The organism is Streptomyces sp. Edi2 (assembly GCF_040253635.1).
Lineage (GTDB): Bacteria > Actinomycetota > Actinomycetes > Streptomycetales > Streptomycetaceae > Streptomyces.
In genome coordinates this window covers 6,693,780-6,709,023 of record NZ_JBEJGX010000003.1, presented here as the reverse complement: position 1 = coordinate 6,709,023, position 15,244 = coordinate 6,693,780, and the positions used below count along the sequence as shown (strand labels likewise).

Here is a 15,244-nt window from a genome sequence, read left to right as displayed (position 1 = left end):
GCCTCTTCGCGATCACCCAGGACGGTTTCCGTGCCCGACGTACGTACCCCTGCGCGCCCGCGTGCCACCGGCCATGACGGTGGGCCCAGCGCCCGTGAACTTCTCGACTTCGCCCACCGCACCGCCGCGGACCCGGAGCTCATCGCTTCGCTCCCGCTCGACCCCGAAGGCCGTACCTGGATCCGGCTGGACGGGCCGGGCGGCAGCGAGGCCTGGCTGATCGGCTGGCCGCCCGGCACCGGTACGGGCTGGCACGACCACGGCGGCTCGCACGGTGCCTTCGCGACCGCCGCCGGCGAGCTGACGGAACAGTCGCTCACCACTCAGCTCCCCACCGAGGGCTGGAAGACCCTGGAGCTCGCCGACGGCGTGGACCGCGAGCGCAAGCTCAGCGACGGCCGCGGCCGGGCGTTCGGCCCGCACCATGTCCATCAGGTGCTCAACCTGTCCCCGGAAACCCATGCGGTGTCGGTACACGCCTACTACCCACCGCTGCCGTTGATGCGCCGCTACAGCCGCACCGGGCCGGTGCTGCGGCTGGAAGCGGTCGAGCAGCCCGAGGAGTGGACATGAGCGCGGTCGACGAGTTGCTGGCCCGTGCCCGGCGCAAGCTGGGGCACCGGGTGGGTCCGCGGGAGGCCGCCGCCGTCCAGGAGGCCGGCGGGCTGCTGGTGGACATCCGCTACGCGGAGCTGAGGGAGCGCGACGGCATCATCCCCGGCGCACTGATCGTGGAGCGCAACGAGCTGGAGTGGCGGCTCGACCCGACGGGCGAGCACCGCGCCCCGGAAGCGACCCATCACGCCCTGCCGGTCGTGGTCGTCTGCAACGAGGGCTATGCATCGAGCCTCGCGGCACTCTCCCTGCGCGAGCTGGGCCTGCACCGGGCAACCGACCTGGAGGGCGGATTCCAGACTTGGCGAGGGGCGGGGTTGCCGGTGGGGGCGGGCAGGGGTGAGACAGGGGGTGAGAGGTGAGGTGAGGGGGCGGCGGCTTCTTCGCCGTCTCTCCCCCGCCCCTCCCCCTCCCCCGCCCTCCCCACCCCGTGGCCTCGGCTTGCTGTGGCGTCGGCTCGCTGCGGCGTCGGCTCACTGTAGGCCTCGGCTTGCTCAGGTGTCCGGCAGATAGTGCTCCTCCAGGAGTGCCGGATCCTCGCCTTCCTCCTCCAGGGCCTGCCTGGCCACCCGGAGGGCGAGGCCTTCCGGGTAACCCTTGCGGGCCAGCATTCCGGCCAGACGGCGCAGGCGCTTTTCGCGGTCCAGGCCTCGGGTGGAGCGCAGTTTGCGGTCGACCAGCTCGCGGGCGGTGGACTCCTCCTGTTCGGAGTCGAGGCGGCCGACGGCCACATCGATGACGGCGGAGTCCACCCCCTTGGTGCGCAGTTCACGGGCCAGCGCGCGGCGGGCCAGGCCGCGCCCGTGATGGCGGGACTCCACCCAGGCGTCGGCGAAGGCCGCGTCATCGATCAGTCCGACGTCCTCGAAGCGGGAGAGCACTTCCTCCGCCGCCTCCTCGGGGATGCCCCGTTGGTGCAGGGCGTCCCCGAGCTGCTTGCGTGTACGAGGGCTCCCGGTGAGCAGGCGCAGGCAGATGGCCCGTGCCTGCTCCTCGGGCGTACGCGGTGGTCCCGACCCGGCCCTCGACGCGTCGGGGCCACCGCTGCTCTCCCGGCCATGACGGCCTCTGCGGCCCTGACGGGTCTCGGCGTCGCCGGCAGCGCTGCTGGTGTCGTCCTCGCTGCCCGGCCATTCCGTTCGCCGCGTCATGGCGGGCTAGCTCTTGGCCGCGGCGGCCTTGGAACCCTTGGCGCCCTTGGCCGCCGGTGCCGGAGCTGCGACAGCCGGTCCGCCCGCCGCCACCACGGCGTCCGTGCCGGGCTCCGCCGCCGGGTTCTGCGGCTGCACGCCGATACCGAGCTTTTCCTTGATCTTCTTTTCGATCTCGTTGGCGAGATCCGGGTTGTCCTTGAGGAAGTTGCGGGAGTTCTCCTTGCCCTGGCCGAGCTGGTCGCCCTCGTAGGTGTACCAAGCGCCGGACTTGCGGATGAAGCCGTGCTCCACCCCCATGTCGATCAGGCCGCCCTCACGGCTGATGCCCTGGCCGTAGAGGATGTCGAACTCGGCCTGCTTGAAGGGCGGGGCGACCTTGTTCTTGACGACCTTGACGCGGGTGCGGTTGCCGACCGCGTCCGTGCCGTCCTTGAGGGTTTCGATGCGGCGGATGTCGAGGCGCACCGAGGCGTAGAACTTCAGCGCACGGCCACCGGTGGTGGTCTCCGGCGAGCCGAACATCACGCCGATCTTCTCGCGGAGCTGGTTGATGAAGATCGCGGTGGTCTTGGACTGGTTGAGCGCGCTGGTGATCTTGCGCAGCGCCTGGCTCATCAGCCGGGCCTGGAGGCCGACGTGGGAGTCGCCCATCTCGCCCTCGATCTCGGCCCGCGGCACCAGGGCTGCGACGGAGTCGATCACAATGAGGTCGAGGGCGCCGGAGCGGACCAGCATGTCCGTGATCTCCAGGGCCTGCTCGCCGTTGTCCGGCTGGGACAGGATGAGGGCATCGGTGTCCACGCCGAGCTTCTTGGCGTACTCGGGGTCGAGGGCGTGCTCGGCGTCGATGAACGCGACGGAGCCGCCGGCCTTCTGGGCGTTCGCGACGGCGTGCAGGGTCAGGGTCGTCTTACCGGAGGACTCCGGGCCGTAGACCTCGACGACACGGCCGCGGGGGATGCCGCCCACGCCGAGCGCGACGTCAAGCGCGGTGGAGCCGGTGGGAATGACCTCGATGGGTTCGTTCGGCCGCTCCCCCATGCGCATCACGGCGCCCTTGCCGAATTGCCGTTCAATCTGTGCGAGCGCGGCGTCCAACGCCTTCTCGCGGTCGGTGCCTGCCATGGGTTCCACCCGATTTGCTTGAGTCGATCGCTTCACGTCCATGACGCTAACGCCTGCCACTGACAATGCGCCCGGACCCGGCTCCGGCCTGTGGATAACTCCACGGAAAAGCCCGAGGACACAGGCCAGATCTCCCATGAGAATGGATGTTCGATTTTGGTGTCAAGCGGTACCGCCGCGCGTCGCCGACGGGTTGCCGGACCGGCCGGCCCTCCGCTCCCGGCCGCCCACCGCAGCCCCGGAGACCTCCGGGCCGCGCGCAGCAGCCCCTGAGGCTCCCGGCTGTGGGCGGCATCCAGCCCTCTACGGCCTCCCGGTCGTGCGCGGCGGCCCGGGGCCTTGCGCCGCAGGGGGGTCAGCGCACGCCCTCGCCATCCTCCTGGACGCCGCCGGCCGCCTTCCGGTCCTCCAGCGGGGCCGGGGGCTGCTCGTCGTGCAAGGTCCGCCGGAAGCGGGCCAGCACGCCGGCACCGCGCCGGCGCCTGCCGTGGACCCGCAGGTCGTCGGTGACCTCGTACCGCTTGACGTACGCGCCGAGGAACGCCTGCAGCGTCGCCGTGGCCGGGATCGCGATCAGTGCACCCACCGCGCCCATCAGGGCCGTGCCGGCGACGACCGAGCCGAAGGCGACGGCGGGGTGGATGTCCACGGTCTTGGCGGTGATCCGCGGCTGCAGGAGGTAGTTCTCGAACTGCTGGTAGACCACGACGAAACCGAAGACCCACAGGGCGTACCAGGGGTCGACGGTGAACGCGATCAGGATGGGCAGTGCGCCCGCGAGGTAGGTGCCTATGGTCGGGATGAACTGGGAGACCAGCCCCACCCAGATGGCCAGCGCCGGGGCGTAGGGCACTCCCAGGACCTGCAGCAGGACGTAGTGCGTGAAACCGGAGATCAGCGCCATCAGGCCGCGGGAGTAGAGGTAACCGCCGGTCTTGGCGACGGCGATCTCCCAGGCGCGCAGCACCTCCGTCTGGCGGTGCGGCGGGAGCACGGAGCACAGGGCGCGCCGCAGCCGGGGGCCGTCGGCGGCGAAGTAGAACGAGAACAGGGCCACCGTCAGCAGGTTGAACAGGCTGCCCAGCACCGTCGCGGAGACAGCCAGGACGTTGTTGGCGCTGTCCTGGACGTACTTCTGCAGCCAGTCGGACTTCAGCAGGTTGTTCTGCACCTCGACCCGCGAGAGGTGAGTGTGCAGGGTGCTGTTGATCCAGCTGATGACGGAGTCCAGATACTGCGGGAACTCCTCCACCATGTTGGCTATCTGGCCGGCGAGCATGGAGCCCAGGAGCGCGAAGAACCCGGCCGCGACGACGAGGATGCTCACGAAGACCAGGCCCGTGGCCAGGCCGCGCCGCATGCCGCGGGCCGCCATCCAGTCGACGGCCGGTTCGATCGCCAGCGCGAGGAAGAACGCGATCAGCACATTCAGCAGCAGGGTGATCAGCTGGTGGAATCCCCAGGTGGCGAGCTGGAAACAGGCCACCAGAGCGAGCGCCAGCACCATGGCACGCGGAAGCCAGCGCGGCATCCGTGCATCGGACCGGTCCTCGGACCGGCCCTCGGGGCGTGGGATGTCGTTACTGATGATCTCATCTGACTCGGGCACGGAGCCAAGTGTCGCGCACGGCTGCGGTATCCCGGGTCCTGGCCCGTGTTTCCGTCCGCGGCGCCCGGCCGCCGGGGCTCGCTCCTTCCCAGGTCAGAGCCTCGCGCCCGGCCTTCTCAGCGCTTTTCGGGTGGCACGTCCATCACCGCGCAGACCACCCGCCACACCTCTTTGGCGCTCCACCCCGCGTCCAGCGCTTCCTGCACGGTCCGGCCGCCCAGGTCCGCCATCACATGATCGCGCGCGAAGGAGTCGGCATACGCCGCACCGAAGTGATCCGCCATCCGCTGCCAGAAGATCGTCAACCGCATGAGTTCCGCTCCGTACCCGCTTTGACCCGTATATCCGCATGTTCTCCACCCGTACGCCCCCCTTCAGGCGTGACGCAGAGGGATGTACGCAGAGTAAGGCCCGGCGCCCACACCCGGACCGACAACCGGCCCCGGCCCCGACCCCGGACCGACAGCCGAGACGGGATCGACAATCCGGCCCGGGCCGACAGCCACGCCCGGACCGGCAAACCCAGGCATGCCGGGGAATCCCGAGGCGCCCGGAGTGCGGACACCTCCGGGACCGTCGACAGAGGCGCCCGGCGAGTGGAGCAGCGAGAAAAGTCACGGCATTCTCGAATTCCCGACCCCGAGGAGAATGCCGTTTGACCGTTCTCGCACCTCCCGAATAATCCGGACGAATCTTCCGGATCTTTCTTCATCTCCCGTAGGAGGTGTCCGCACACACGGGTGGGGGCCGGACACCGAGGTCCGGCCCCCACCCGCAGGACGGGAATGTCGTGCCATAAATTCACCAGCGGTACCACCGGCCACGCTTACCGCCGGCACCCGCGGAGCGCAGTACGAATCCCAGCAGCCACACGGCGAGCACGATGACCGCCACGATCCACAGGGCCTTCAAGGCGAATCCGGCACCGAAGAGAAGGAGCGCGAGAAGAAGTACGAGAAGCAGGGGAACCATAGTTATCAACCTCCGAGGCATCGTGTGCCCCGCGGCATTTCCCTCAACCTCCCGAACTTATGTGTTTCTTAGCCGGTTCCCGGGGCATCCGGGATTGCTCACCTGGCAAGATCCATTTCGTCGGCGGGCCCGGTGGGGCCTCTTCAGCAGTATCCGGGACGGTCCGGATTCCCTTCGGGAATAAGGGTTTTGGAGCGGCCTGAGCGAATGCAGAGGCTGCGGCCTTCGCGCGGCAGGCCACCGGCCGCCGGCCGCCGGCCGCCGGCCGCGGGCCGCGGGCCGCGGGCCGCGGGCCGTGGAGACGGGGACCCGCAGCCGGACGCCCGGAGGCCTGGCGGTCCTTGAACCCAGCAGCCCTAAAGGTGCCAGCTGAGGGTCCCGCTCCGGGAGGACAGCACCACGAGCAGTACGAGATCGAGGGCGCCGAACGCCAGGCCCAGGTAGGCACGGAGACGGCGGACGGTCCCCCGGTAGAGGGCCGCGGCGCCGAAGAACAGCGCGCACGGACCGAGCACGATGTTGAACGCCAGGGCGCCCAGCAGACCGCAGACGAACCCGGCGACGGCCATCCGGTCGGCCTGGGGGTGCGGTCCGGTCCTGACGGGGATCCGGGCGGAGGTCATCGGCCGCCTCCCTTCGCCGCCTTACGGCGTTCCTTGGCGAAGAAGACCACCAGCCAGGCCACGATGGCGAGAGAGGCGACGACGGTGACGGGCACGGGGACGTGCCCCGCGGTCCCCATCAGTACACCGAAGAGGAACAGTGCTACGACCAGGAAGAGCATGTTGCACCTTTCCCATGTGTAGGACGGCAAGGTAGCGGCGAGCCCTCGCGGGCTCCAACTGCGCCTTTGCGGTGCCGCTTTGGCCCGCGTACCCAGGCCGGCCGCATCCCAACGGGTCGGTTCCGGATGATCCGGGGCGGCCCCGGTGAGGAAGACTGCGGCAGTGGCGGCGACGACGGCGATGGCGGTGTCCGCGAAGGCGCGGGGTCGAACGAACGCGGAGCCGGCCGGTCGCCGGGGCCGCACGGACGCGGAGGCCGGACCCCTGCCGGACCCGATCGGACCGGGCACAGGATGTCGGGTCCGGCACCCCGGCCGCTTCCTAACGTGAGTGCCGAAAGGGAAGGAGGCCGAGGTGCTGGAGCGGCTGAACCAGGCCATGGAACACATCGAGTCGCAGCTCGACCAGGAGATCGACGTGGCCCGTCTCGCGCAGACGGCCGTGACGTCGGAGTACCACTTCCGTCGGCTGTTCTCGGCACTGGCCGGCATCCCGCTGTCGGAGTACATCCGGCGCCGGCGGCTGACCGTGGCGGGCGCCGAGGTGCTCGCCGGTGAGCGGACGCTGCTGGACGTCGCGATGCGCTACGGCTACGGCTCGGGAGAGGCCTTTGCCCGGGCGTTCCGCGGTATGCACGGGGTGGGCCCGGGCGAGGCCCGGCGGACCGGTGCGACCCTGCGCTCCCAGCCCCGGATGTCCTTCCGTCTCATCGTCGAGGGGAGTAGCAGCATGCGATACCGGATCGTGGAGAAGGAAGGGTTCCGTGTGGTCGGCAAGAAGGCCCGCGTCCCGCTGGTGCACGCGGGGGTCAACCCGGCGATCGCCGAGTTCATCCGGGGCATCGGCCCCGAGACGTTGCAGCGCATCACGGCGCTGTCCGACCAGGAGCCGGACGGAATCATCGCGGTGAGCGACCAGCTCGATCCGAGCCGGGCGGAGGGGACGGAACTCGACTACTACCACGGCGTGGTGACAGGCGCCGAGGTGCCCGAGGACATGGATGCCCTCCCCGTCCCGGCAGGGATGTGGGCCGTCTTCGAGAGCTCCGGCTCGTTCCCGCAGGCGCTGCAGTTCATGTGGCGGGACGTGTTCACCCAGTGGTTCCCGTCGAATCCGTACCAGAGCAGGCAGGGGCCTGAGATCCTGCGCACCCGCCTGTCGCAGGACGGGGCGCAGGCAGATGCGGAGCTGTGGATTCCGGTGGAGCGGTCCGCCGCCTGAGCGGCGCCACTACACCACGGCACGGCGGTCCGGGCTCGGCCCCGGGCCGCCGTACCGCCATGCCGCCGTACCGCGCCGAACATGCGCACACCCGGGGGCGCCTCTCTCCCCCCGCCGCCTGCGATGTGCCGGCCCCCCGCCACCTACGACTTGCCGAACCAGTCCACGCACAACACCAAGGAGTCGTCCAGGGGTTCAGCGGCGCGGTACTCGGCCAGGTGACGGAGCACGGCGCGGGGCACGGTGGCGGCGGGCAGCAGCATGCTGGCGTGCAGGGCCCGGGCCAGGGCGCGCTGGGCGTACCCCTCCCCCTGGGGCGAGAGCGCCGCGTACACCCCATCGCTGACGATGAGGAGCCGGTCTCCGGGCAGTACCTCGAATTCCTTCGCCACGTACTGGGTCTCCTCGAACATGCCCAGCGGCATCTGCGGATCGAGGTCGATGAGCTCGACCGTCTTCCCCCGCATCCGCCACAGCTGCGGCGAGCCCGCGTCCACCGCCTGCACCCGGCCGGTCGTGAGATCGAACCGCAACAGCAGGGTGGAGACGTACGCGCTGCCGCGGTATTGGGCGTAGAGGGCCTGGTCGGCCAGTGCCGCCTGGTCCTCGATGCCGATGCCGGCCCGGCGCGCGTTGCGCAGCGCGTTGACGGCGAGGTGGGTGAGCAGCGACGCGTTGACGCCCGTCCCCATGCCGTCGGTGACGGAGAGGGTCAGCTCGTGGGCGTCCGAGGCCCAGTCGTAGTTGTCGCCGTGGATGGCATAGGCCGGCTCCAACTGGGCCCCGATGGCGTACTCGGCAGCGGAACAGGCCCGGGCCGGCAGCAGTTGCCACTGCATCTCGGCGGCCAGCGTGAGCCGGCTGATGCGCCGCGTCCGCTGGTAGACATCGGTGTCGCGCTCGGCCACCAGGAGTTCGTGGCCGAGCAATTCCGCCGCGTAGACCAGGTCGTCGACCGTGTGCGGTACGGACCGCTCGACGGGCAGCCGCACGGTGAGGATGCCGGTGCGCTCCCCGCGGACCGATACCGGCAGGTGGTGTTCGACCACATCGCCCTGCCGGACCTGCCGGCGGGGCTCCTGGCTCCCGAACACCCGGCCCTCGACGCTGTTCGCCACCGGGATCGGTGCGCCGGGCGTGCCCGGCGCATCGAAGGGGGTGAGTGCCGTTGCCCCGTAGTCGGCGAGCAGCAACTGCACACAGAGTGCTCCGTACGATTCGGTGAGCACCTTACGAAGCGTGTCCACCAGAGCGTGCGGGGCCGACGCCCGCAGTGCTCGTTCCACATCACAGCGTTGAGTCACGGTCTCTCAGGCATTCCTTGTCCACGGACGACGCAAAGGCGGGGGCTGGCCGGGGACCGCGGCGGATGACAGAGTGACCGGGTGTGTCCCGTCTCACCGGTTCGGTGCCTGTGCGCGAGCGCGCGGGCGCGGCCGCCCTCACCGCCTCCGAGCCGCCGGGGGGGCCGCGGGGCAACGCCCTGGCCCGGAGCGGTGCGGCAGCGTGCACACGGGTGTCCGCCGTGGATCCCGGGCACCGGGCATCGACGGCCGCCGCCCGGCGTACGGCGGGACGCGGAGCGTTCCACGCGGCGGCCTCCTCCCCCTTCGCAGATGAGGGTGACGGCCCACTACTCGTCGTCGGCGGCCACGCTCGTGTGTCTGACAGCACGTAGCGGGTCTCAGGCCGCTTCTCGTCCCCAAGCCGCGCCGGGCGCGGCCGTCTTGCCAGGTATCGGGAACAGATTGTTGCCTTATGGCGAATGTTGTCAAACGGCAACTATGAATTCTATCCTTGGCGGTGCCGCACCCCGAGGACCTGTCCACTCACGAAGCGTCAGCCCCTACAGCGAGGTTCATCGTGCTGTCCCAGCCCCATGGCGGCCGGCCCCTGCGTATCGACACACGACGGGAGCAGAGGGCGGTGATCCTCACCGTCGCCGGACCGCTCGACCTGGACAACATCGCGCCGCTCGACGCCACCTTGCAGCGGCTGGCGCAGGACGGCGCCGGCCCGGTCGTCATCGACCTGTCGGACGTCGCGTTCGCGGATTCGACGACCGTCAACGTCCTGATCCAGGCGCATGACGCACTGGGCTCCGCGTTGCGCCTCGCGGCCCCCTCCGCCGTTCTGGAACGGCTCTTCACCCTCACCGGACTCGACACGGTGCTGCCGCTGTACGGGTCCGTCCGCGCGGCGCTCGACGCCTGAAGGCCGGCTCCGCGCGGCGCTCGACGCCGGGACGTCAGCTCCGTTCGGAACCGACGGCGGCGACGGCGACGGACAGCTCGCCCAACGCCGCGACCAGTGCGCCCCGTTCGTCCGTCGGCATCCGGCGCAGCACCGCCGCCATCCGCTCCACCCGGGTCGCCCGGAAGCGCTCCAGGAACGCCTCGCCCTCAGGGCTCAGCTGCAGCCCGATCTCGCGCCGGTCGGCAGCCGTCGGGCGGCGGAGCAGCAGACCGGCGGACTCCAGTGCGGCACAGACCCGGCTGGCGCGCGGCAGGCCCAGGCCGACGGCGGCGGCCACCGTGGTCAGGTTCCGCCCGGGACGCACCGAGACGACGGAGAGCACTCTCAGGCCGCCCGGGGAGAGCCGCGGCTCCACCGGGGCGGCCGCGTCCCGCATCAGGGCAGCGATCGCCTCACCGGCGGCGGCAAGTTGTTCCGCGGCCTCCCTCAGTGTCGTTACCGGCCCTTCGGCGCTGTGGCGTTGCATGGACGCATCCCGTTCCCACGGTCCGACGACAGGTGCGGTGCGCGCTGCGGGCAGAGCTCGGGGACCAACCGAGGGGCATCCGCAGGCGCACGGTCCCGGTGCCCTGCCCGCTTCTCCCGGGTTCACACGGCCTCGGCACGTCACGGCCCGGGCAGGTCGACGACCGCCGGCACGTCAACGGCCCGGCGCCGGGGCCGTCTTCAGCGTGCGAGTGCGGCCCGCACGATCTTGCCGCCGCCGGGCCGGGGGCTGACGGTGACCTCACGGGCCAGGGCGCACACCACGGGCCAGCCGAAGCCGCCGTCGCGGCCCGTCAGGTCCGGGCTGCGCTCCGCCGGCCGGGCCGGACTGGCGTCCTCGACGCGTATCCGGATGCTGTCGTGGTCCGCGGAGAGACGCAGCGCCGTGACCGCGCCCGCGTGGCGCAGCGCGTTGGTGACGAGTTCGGACACCAGCAGAAGCAGGTTCTGGGTGGTCCGGGCGGCCGGCGGCGGATGGAGCAGGTCGGCGAATCCTCTGGCGAAGTCGCGGGCCTCTGCAGCCGTTCCCGGACTGCGGAGGTCCTGGGCGGGCGGGGTCGAGGGGTCGTCAGTCGCAAGATGTTGGTGCACAAGATTTCACCCCGGTCAGTGGAACGCCTCGTTCGGCTGGTGTGCAAGCGTCATCAGGTGTTCGTGAGGCGTCTACCCAGCAGAACCCGTGCGGAACAGGGAAGTTGACGGGCCGGTGGGCGGTGCGTTCGGGCGCCCGAGGACGCGGGTGGCCGGCTGCGTCCGGCCCCCTGGGGGCACGCGGAAACAGGCAGGGGGCCGGGCCGGTCACGCGCGCGTCTGCGTGCCCGGCTGCGAGGCGTCCTGCCGGGCCCGGCGGACGGCAAGGGCGAGGGTGTCGTCGGAGTGCAGGATGACGGTGTGCATGTCCTCCGCGACGGCGCCGGGGATTTCGTCCACCGGCCGGTGGGCATGGGCCCGGGCGCTCTTGACCAGGCGCGCCTCGCCTTCGATGGGGTCGCGCCGGCTCTCGGTCAGACCGTCGGTGTAGAGCACCAGGAGGTCGCCCTCGTGCAGGGTGTCCTGCCGTACGGACTCGCTCCCCGGCAGCGGGAACCCGATACCCCGGCCGCGGACCTCCAGATAGTCGCAGGTTCCGTCGGCACGCAGCAGCAGGGCCGGCGGATGACTGCCGTTGGCCAGGCGGAGTTCACCGGTGCCGGGGTGGATACGGGCGAGCTGCACCGTCGCCATGATCTCGGGGTCGAACGGGGCCAGGATGTCGTGGGTACGGGCGACGATGGATTCGAGCGGGTGGCCTTCGAGCGCCAGGGTGCGCACGGCATGCGTGACGTTGAGCGCGCTGCGGGTGCTGCGCACACCGTGTCCCAGCGCATCGACGACGGTGATGTGCACGGTGCCGTCGGGGAGGCTGAGCCAGTCGTAGAAGTCGCCCCCGGTGGGCGCATCGGTGCCGGCCGGCTCGTAGTGGACGGCGAACTCCAGGCCTTCCACGCTGATCGGCGAGGGACGCAGCGCGTCCTCCAGCTCCCGCAGGGTCTGGCCGTGGGCCCGCCGCAGTTGTTCGTCCCGCTCCTCCAGCTGGACGTAGAGGGCGAGCACGCCGCTGTTGGTCTCGGCGAGTTCGTCCTTGAGGCGGTGCAGCTCCGTGGAGAGGGTGTCCGCCCGGGCGAGGGCCGCGGTGAGGTCGCTCTCGAGCGCCGCGATCCGTGCCTCGTACGCCTCGGCGGTCTCCGGCTGGCGCGTCCCGGCCTGGCCGGGCACTCCGCCGTGCGCGGCACCACGCGGAGCGGGCTCGGGCTGCTCCTCGCCGAGGGGCAGGTGCCAGGCGACCACGCCGTCGGGCGTGGCCTGCCCCGGCAGCGGCAGGTGGGCCCAGCTCGGCGGGGCCGGCGTCGGTGCGGCGTGCAGCGTGACGGCCAGCAGGGCGGTGCCGCCCGGAGCGGTCCGCTCGGCGGCTTCGAGGCGGACGGGACCGCCGGCGCGCAGGGCGGCGCCGGCCACCTGGGCCACGGAGAGCACCAGGCGCCCTCCGGTCCGGGAGGGAAGCCGGTGCGCTTCGCAGATCCGCCGTACGGCGCGGCGGAGGGCCGGCAGGTCGTGGAAGGTGTGGGGGGTCACGGAAGTCTCTGGCGGGGACGGGCGGCGAGCACGGTCGCATCGTCGCGGGGGAGGCGGTGGCTGTGGACGAGGGACGCGGCGAGCAGGGACGGGGGCAGGCGGCACACAAAGGCCGAGGGCCCCTGGGCCCAGCGGTGGTCGACGCCGTCGGAGTGGAGCAGGACCGTGCCGCCGGGCGGTACGGGGAAGGCTCGCACCTGCGGTGGCGTCATGTTCAGTCCGGCGATTCCCGGCTGACCGCTGAGCCGGTGGCCCGGGCCGAGCGAGGTCAGCGTCACGACGCGGACGTTGCCGACCCCGCAGTACTCCGCCTGTCCGGGGTGCAGGCGCAGCAGGCCGACGGCCGCCCCGCGGGTGCGGCGCAGCGCCCGGTGCAGACCGGTGAGGATCTCCGGCAGCGGCGCGTCCGGTCCGCGGTGGAAGGTCCGCAGCGCCACTTGGGCGGCCTCGGCGGCGTGCGGGCCGTGGCCGAGGCCGTCCACGACGAGTGCGGTGCGCGCGGAGCCGTGATCGGCGAGGGCGCACCCGTCGCCGCTGGTCTGCTCACGCTCTGCCGGTACGCAGATGGCACCCGCTTCCTGGCCGGCCGACGCGGTCCCGTCGGGTGCGGTGAGGCGGGCGCTGACGAGGGTTCCGTCCCCCGGCGCCGTGCGGATGGTGAGGGTGGTGGCTATCCGTTTCACGGCTCCCAGGCCGGCGCCGAGGGTGCTGCCGGTGGTGTAGCCGTCGGCGAGGCACTGGTGCAGTTCGCCGATGCCGGGCCCGTGGTCCGCAGCGACGATCTCCATGCCGCCGCCCAGGGGCAGGGACTGGATGAACAGCGCTCCGTTGGTCGCATGATTGGCCAGATTGCTGGCCAGTTCCGAGGCGATGACCGCGGCGCGGTCGGGCAGCGCTCCCGGCAGCCCGCACTGCCCGGCGACCGCCCGGGCGGTTTCGGCGGCCAGATGCACGGCGCTGTAGTGGTCCACGGCGATGTGTGCCGTCGGCCGGGGGCAGGGGAGCGTCAACGGCTTGCCCATCGCGTGGCGATCACGGTCGTACCCTGTCCCGGGGCCGAATGGAGTTCGAAGTCGTTCATCAGCCGCCGGGCGCCGCCCAGACCGTGGCCAAGCCCCCCACCGGTGGTGAAGCCGTCGGTCAGTGCGGCGCGGACGTCCGCGATGCCGGGACCGTCGTCGGTGATCGTCAGACGGAGTCCCGTGGTCTCGCGCGACATCAGGCAGTCGATGGTCACGGTGCCCCCTCCGCCGTGGATGTAGGCGTTGCGTGCCAGTTCACTGGCGGCGGTGACCACACGCGTCTGATCGACGATGCTGAAACCGGCCCGCACGGTGGCCGCCCGTACGGCGTGGCGGACGGTCAGCAGGTCTTCTTCGGTCCGCACCTGGTGCACCGATGTGCTGCCCTCCGCGTCGGGGACGTGCCGGGCGGCCGTGGCGAGGCCCACCGCGTGATCACTATTCCGTGCCGGACTCACGCAGCACCCCTTCGGAAGGCTGCAGGCTCTGATACCAGCCCAGCGCGGCCATGCCGTGCTCGGCGTTGAGTGCCGTTTCCACACCGGTCAGCTGCAGCCCCAGCTCGACCAGGGTGATGGCGACCGGCGGCCGCATCCCGGCGACGATCACCCGGGCGCCCAGCAGCCGCGCCATGGTGGTCAGCTCCATCAAAGTACGGGCCACGAAGGAATCGACGATTTCCAGCCGGGAAATGTCGATGAGCACCCCACGCGCCCGGTCGCCCGTGATGCGTGCGGTGAGCTCCTCGGTGAACGCCACGGCCGTCTTGTCGTCGAGCTCGTTGAGGAGCCCGGTGACCAGGACGTCGCCCAGCCGCAGAATCGGCACACCGGCCGACGCGGGGACATTCACCGCTGGGCCAGCGGGGCGGACTTCGACGGCACGGCGTCGGTGAGCTTCACGGCCTCTCCCAGGGCGTCGGCCAGAGTGGCCCGGGTCATGATCGTCGACAGATCGATGCCGAGCTGGGCGATGGTCTGGGCGATCGGCGGCCGGATGCCGCTGATGATGCAGTCCGCGCCCATGAGACGGACCGCGTTGACCGTGTGCATCAGGTGCTGGGCGACGGCGGTGTCGACGGTCGGTACGCCGGTGATGTCGATGATGGCGACCAGCGCCTCGTGCTCCTGGATGGCCTGGAGCACGTTCTCCATCACCACCTGGGTGCGTGCGGTGTCGAGCGTGCCGATCAGCGGGACGGCCAGCACCTGGCGCCACAGCCTGACGACCGGGGTGGACACCTCCAGCAGCTGCTGGCTCTGCCGGCGGATGATCTCTTCGCGGCCCTCCACGAAGATCTCGAAGGAGAGGGCCCCGGCGCTGTCCAGGAGGCGGTTGATCAGCACCGCACTGTGGAAAAGGTCCTCACCGTCACGGGTGTGCCGCTGAACGGCCTTCAGCAGGGCCTCCTTCAGCGACATCACGGCCAGCGACGTCGCGGTGGGCGAGACCCCCCGGCGGGCGCGTCGCAGGGAGATCTCGGATACGGCTTGATGGATCTCCTCGTGGGACGTGACCACGTGTTCCACCGGCAGACCGCGGTCCAGACCGGAGAGCAGGGCGCTGACCAGGGCATCGGCTTCCTCACCCAGTTCCGCGTCGCTCACCTCCCCGTCCAGGGTCGGCTGCGCCAGCTGCAACTGCACCCAACGGTCCGAGATCTCATCGGCCTCTTCGCGCAGCACGCTCATGACGCGCTCGCGTGCGGCAACCTCAGCGGATCCCAACTCGTCGTCCTTTCGGTCGGCCGGCCCGGTGGCTGCCTCGGGCCGGTTCGCCCTGCGGTTGCGGCGGGCCGGCCCGCACACCGTCGTTAACAGTTGTCGCCCGGCAAATGTTAGCGAGCACGATCAAGGGCCGGAACCCGCGGGCCCGCTCTTCACCCAC

The 15,244-nt window shown here is 71.1% G+C and carries 19 protein-coding genes; 4 read left to right on the top strand and 15 right to left on the bottom strand.

Annotated elements, in window-relative coordinates; genetic code table 11:
* Positions 1–30 precede the first annotated feature (30 nt).
* Together ABR737_RS32895 and ABR737_RS32890 are read left to right on the top strand one after the other, a co-directional pair.
* The gene (locus tag ABR737_RS32895) at positions 31–573 is read left to right on the top strand and encodes a cupin domain-containing protein (protein WP_350254497.1); all 543 of its coding nucleotides are present in this window, start codon (positions 31–33) and stop codon (positions 571–573) included.
* Positions 570–977: a rhodanese-like domain-containing protein gene (locus ABR737_RS32890; RefSeq protein WP_350254495.1), complete on the top strand. Its 408-nt coding sequence runs from the start codon at positions 570–572 to the stop codon at positions 975–977. Before ABR737_RS32895 ends, ABR737_RS32890 begins: the two co-directional genes overlap by 4 nt.
* A 132-nt stretch (positions 978–1,109) precedes the next feature.
* Here ABR737_RS32890 and recX read toward each other — a convergent pair whose 3' ends face one another.
* The 7 genes from recX to ABR737_RS32855 all read right to left on the bottom strand — a co-directional run bounded on the left by recX (position 1,110) and on the right by ABR737_RS32855 (position 6,259).
* Positions 1,110–1,766 carry a recombination regulator RecX gene (gene recX / locus ABR737_RS32885; protein ID WP_350254493.1) on the bottom strand — a complete coding sequence of 219 codons (657 nt, stop codon included), beginning with the start codon at positions 1,764–1,766 and terminating at the stop codon, positions 1,110–1,112.
* A 6-nt stretch (positions 1,767–1,772) separates the two neighbouring features.
* The gene (recA, locus tag ABR737_RS32880; protein WP_350254491.1) at positions 1,773–2,894 is read right to left on the bottom strand and encodes a recombinase RecA; all 1,122 of its coding nucleotides are present in this window, start codon (positions 2,892–2,894) and stop codon (positions 1,773–1,775) included.
* 355 nt (positions 2,895–3,249) lie between these two features.
* Positions 3,250–4,425: an AI-2E family transporter gene (locus ABR737_RS32875; RefSeq protein ID WP_350257013.1), complete on the bottom strand. Its 1,176-nt coding sequence runs from the start codon at positions 4,423–4,425 to the stop codon at positions 3,250–3,252.
* A gap of 194 nt (positions 4,426–4,619) precedes the next feature.
* On the bottom strand, positions 4,620–4,814 hold the full coding sequence (locus tag ABR737_RS32870; protein ID WP_350254489.1) for a DUF3046 domain-containing protein: 195 nt from the start codon (positions 4,812–4,814) through the stop codon (positions 4,620–4,622).
* Between the two features lie 490 nt (positions 4,815–5,304).
* Positions 5,305–5,475 (bottom strand): hydrophobic protein, encoded by a 171-nt coding sequence (locus ABR737_RS32865; RefSeq protein ID WP_086716166.1) that lies wholly within the window; start codon positions 5,473–5,475, stop codon positions 5,305–5,307.
* 356 nt (positions 5,476–5,831) lie between these two features.
* The gene (locus ABR737_RS32860) at positions 5,832–6,098 is read right to left on the bottom strand and encodes a DUF4190 domain-containing protein (RefSeq protein ID WP_350254487.1); all 267 of its coding nucleotides are present in this window, start codon (positions 6,096–6,098) and stop codon (positions 5,832–5,834) included.
* The gene (locus ABR737_RS32855; RefSeq protein ID WP_350254486.1) at positions 6,095–6,259 is read right to left on the bottom strand and encodes a hypothetical protein; all 165 of its coding nucleotides are present in this window, start codon (positions 6,257–6,259) and stop codon (positions 6,095–6,097) included. The genes ABR737_RS32860 and ABR737_RS32855 overlap by 4 nt, the downstream gene beginning before the upstream one ends.
* Before the next feature lie 355 nt (positions 6,260–6,614).
* On the opposite strand from ABR737_RS32855, the gene ABR737_RS32850 reads away from it, so the two are divergent.
* A complete protein-coding gene (locus tag ABR737_RS32850) occupies positions 6,615–7,481 on the top strand; it encodes an AraC family transcriptional regulator (protein ID WP_350257012.1) in 867 nt (288 codons plus the stop codon).
* Positions 7,482–7,624: 143 nt separating this feature from the next.
* On the opposite strand, the gene ABR737_RS32845 is transcribed toward ABR737_RS32850, so the two are convergent.
* A complete protein-coding gene (locus tag ABR737_RS32845) occupies positions 7,625–8,785 on the bottom strand; it encodes a PP2C family protein-serine/threonine phosphatase (protein WP_350254484.1) in 1,161 nt (386 codons plus the stop codon).
* A gap of 559 nt (positions 8,786–9,344) precedes the next feature.
* On the opposite strand from ABR737_RS32845, the gene ABR737_RS32840 reads away from it, so the two are divergent.
* Positions 9,345–9,695, top strand: a complete 351-nt coding sequence (locus ABR737_RS32840; protein WP_350254483.1) for an STAS domain-containing protein — start codon at positions 9,345–9,347, stop codon at positions 9,693–9,695.
* Positions 9,696–9,729: 34 nt separating this feature from the next.
* Here ABR737_RS32840 and ABR737_RS32835 read toward each other — a convergent pair whose 3' ends face one another.
* The 7 genes from ABR737_RS32835 to ABR737_RS32805 form a co-directional block, all read right to left on the bottom strand.
* A complete protein-coding gene (locus ABR737_RS32835) occupies positions 9,730–10,203 on the bottom strand; it encodes a MarR family winged helix-turn-helix transcriptional regulator (protein WP_350254481.1) in 474 nt (157 codons plus the stop codon).
* A gap of 200 nt (positions 10,204–10,403) precedes the next feature.
* Entirely contained in the window at positions 10,404–10,814 is a 411-nt protein-coding gene (locus tag ABR737_RS32830; RefSeq protein ID WP_350254479.1) for an ATP-binding protein, read from the bottom strand.
* A 207-nt stretch (positions 10,815–11,021) separates the two neighbouring features.
* Complete coding sequence (locus ABR737_RS32825) at positions 11,022–12,335, bottom strand: PP2C family protein-serine/threonine phosphatase (RefSeq protein ID WP_350254478.1); 1,314 nt, start codon at positions 12,333–12,335, stop codon at positions 11,022–11,024.
* On the bottom strand, positions 12,332–13,357 hold the full coding sequence (locus ABR737_RS32820; RefSeq protein ID WP_350254476.1) for a SpoIIE family protein phosphatase: 1,026 nt from the start codon (positions 13,355–13,357) through the stop codon (positions 12,332–12,334). The genes ABR737_RS32825 and ABR737_RS32820 overlap by 4 nt, the downstream gene beginning before the upstream one ends.
* Positions 13,342–13,815, bottom strand: a complete 474-nt coding sequence (locus ABR737_RS32815) for an ATP-binding protein (RefSeq protein WP_350254474.1) — start codon at positions 13,813–13,815, stop codon at positions 13,342–13,344. Before ABR737_RS32815 ends, ABR737_RS32820 begins: the two co-directional genes overlap by 16 nt.
* Positions 13,796–14,209, bottom strand: coding sequence for an STAS domain-containing protein (locus ABR737_RS32810; RefSeq protein WP_350254473.1), 414 nt, complete (start codon positions 14,207–14,209; stop codon positions 13,796–13,798). The genes ABR737_RS32815 and ABR737_RS32810 overlap by 20 nt, the downstream gene beginning before the upstream one ends.
* Positions 14,206–15,084: an STAS domain-containing protein gene (locus ABR737_RS32805; RefSeq protein WP_350254472.1), complete on the bottom strand. Its 879-nt coding sequence runs from the start codon at positions 15,082–15,084 to the stop codon at positions 14,206–14,208. Before ABR737_RS32805 ends, ABR737_RS32810 begins: the two co-directional genes overlap by 4 nt.
* Positions 15,085–15,244: the final 160 nt, after the last annotated feature.

Bases quoted from the DNA above. Each gene is read 5' to 3' on its own strand.
- ABR737_RS32890 (WP_350254495.1), top strand. From the start codon at position 570: ATGAGCGCGGTCGACGAGTTGCTGGCCCGTGCCCGGCGCAAGCTGGGG.
- recX (WP_350254493.1), bottom strand. From the start codon at position 1,766: ATGACGCGGCGAACGGAATGGCCGGGCAGCGAGGACGACACCAGCAGC.
- recA (WP_350254491.1), bottom strand. From the start codon at position 2,894: ATGGCAGGCACCGACCGCGAGAAGGCGTTGGACGCCGCGCTCGCACAG.
- ABR737_RS32875 (WP_350257013.1), bottom strand. From the start codon at position 4,425: ATGCCGCGCTGGCTTCCGCGTGCCATGGTGCTGGCGCTCGCTCTGGTG.
- ABR737_RS32870 (WP_350254489.1), bottom strand. From the start codon at position 4,814: ATGCGGTTGACGATCTTCTGGCAGCGGATGGCGGATCACTTCGGTGCG.
- ABR737_RS32865 (WP_086716166.1), bottom strand. From the start codon at position 5,475: ATGGTTCCCCTGCTTCTCGTACTTCTTCTCGCGCTCCTTCTCTTCGGT.
- ABR737_RS32860 (WP_350254487.1), bottom strand. From the start codon at position 6,098: ATGACCTCCGCCCGGATCCCCGTCAGGACCGGACCGCACCCCCAGGCC.
- ABR737_RS32855 (WP_350254486.1), bottom strand. From the start codon at position 6,259: ATGCTCTTCCTGGTCGTAGCACTGTTCCTCTTCGGTGTACTGATGGGG.
- ABR737_RS32835 (WP_350254481.1), bottom strand. From the start codon at position 10,203: ATGCAACGCCACAGCGCCGAAGGGCCGGTAACGACACTGAGGGAGGCC.
- ABR737_RS32820 (WP_350254476.1), bottom strand. From the start codon at position 13,357: ATGGGCAAGCCGTTGACGCTCCCCTGCCCCCGGCCGACGGCACACATC.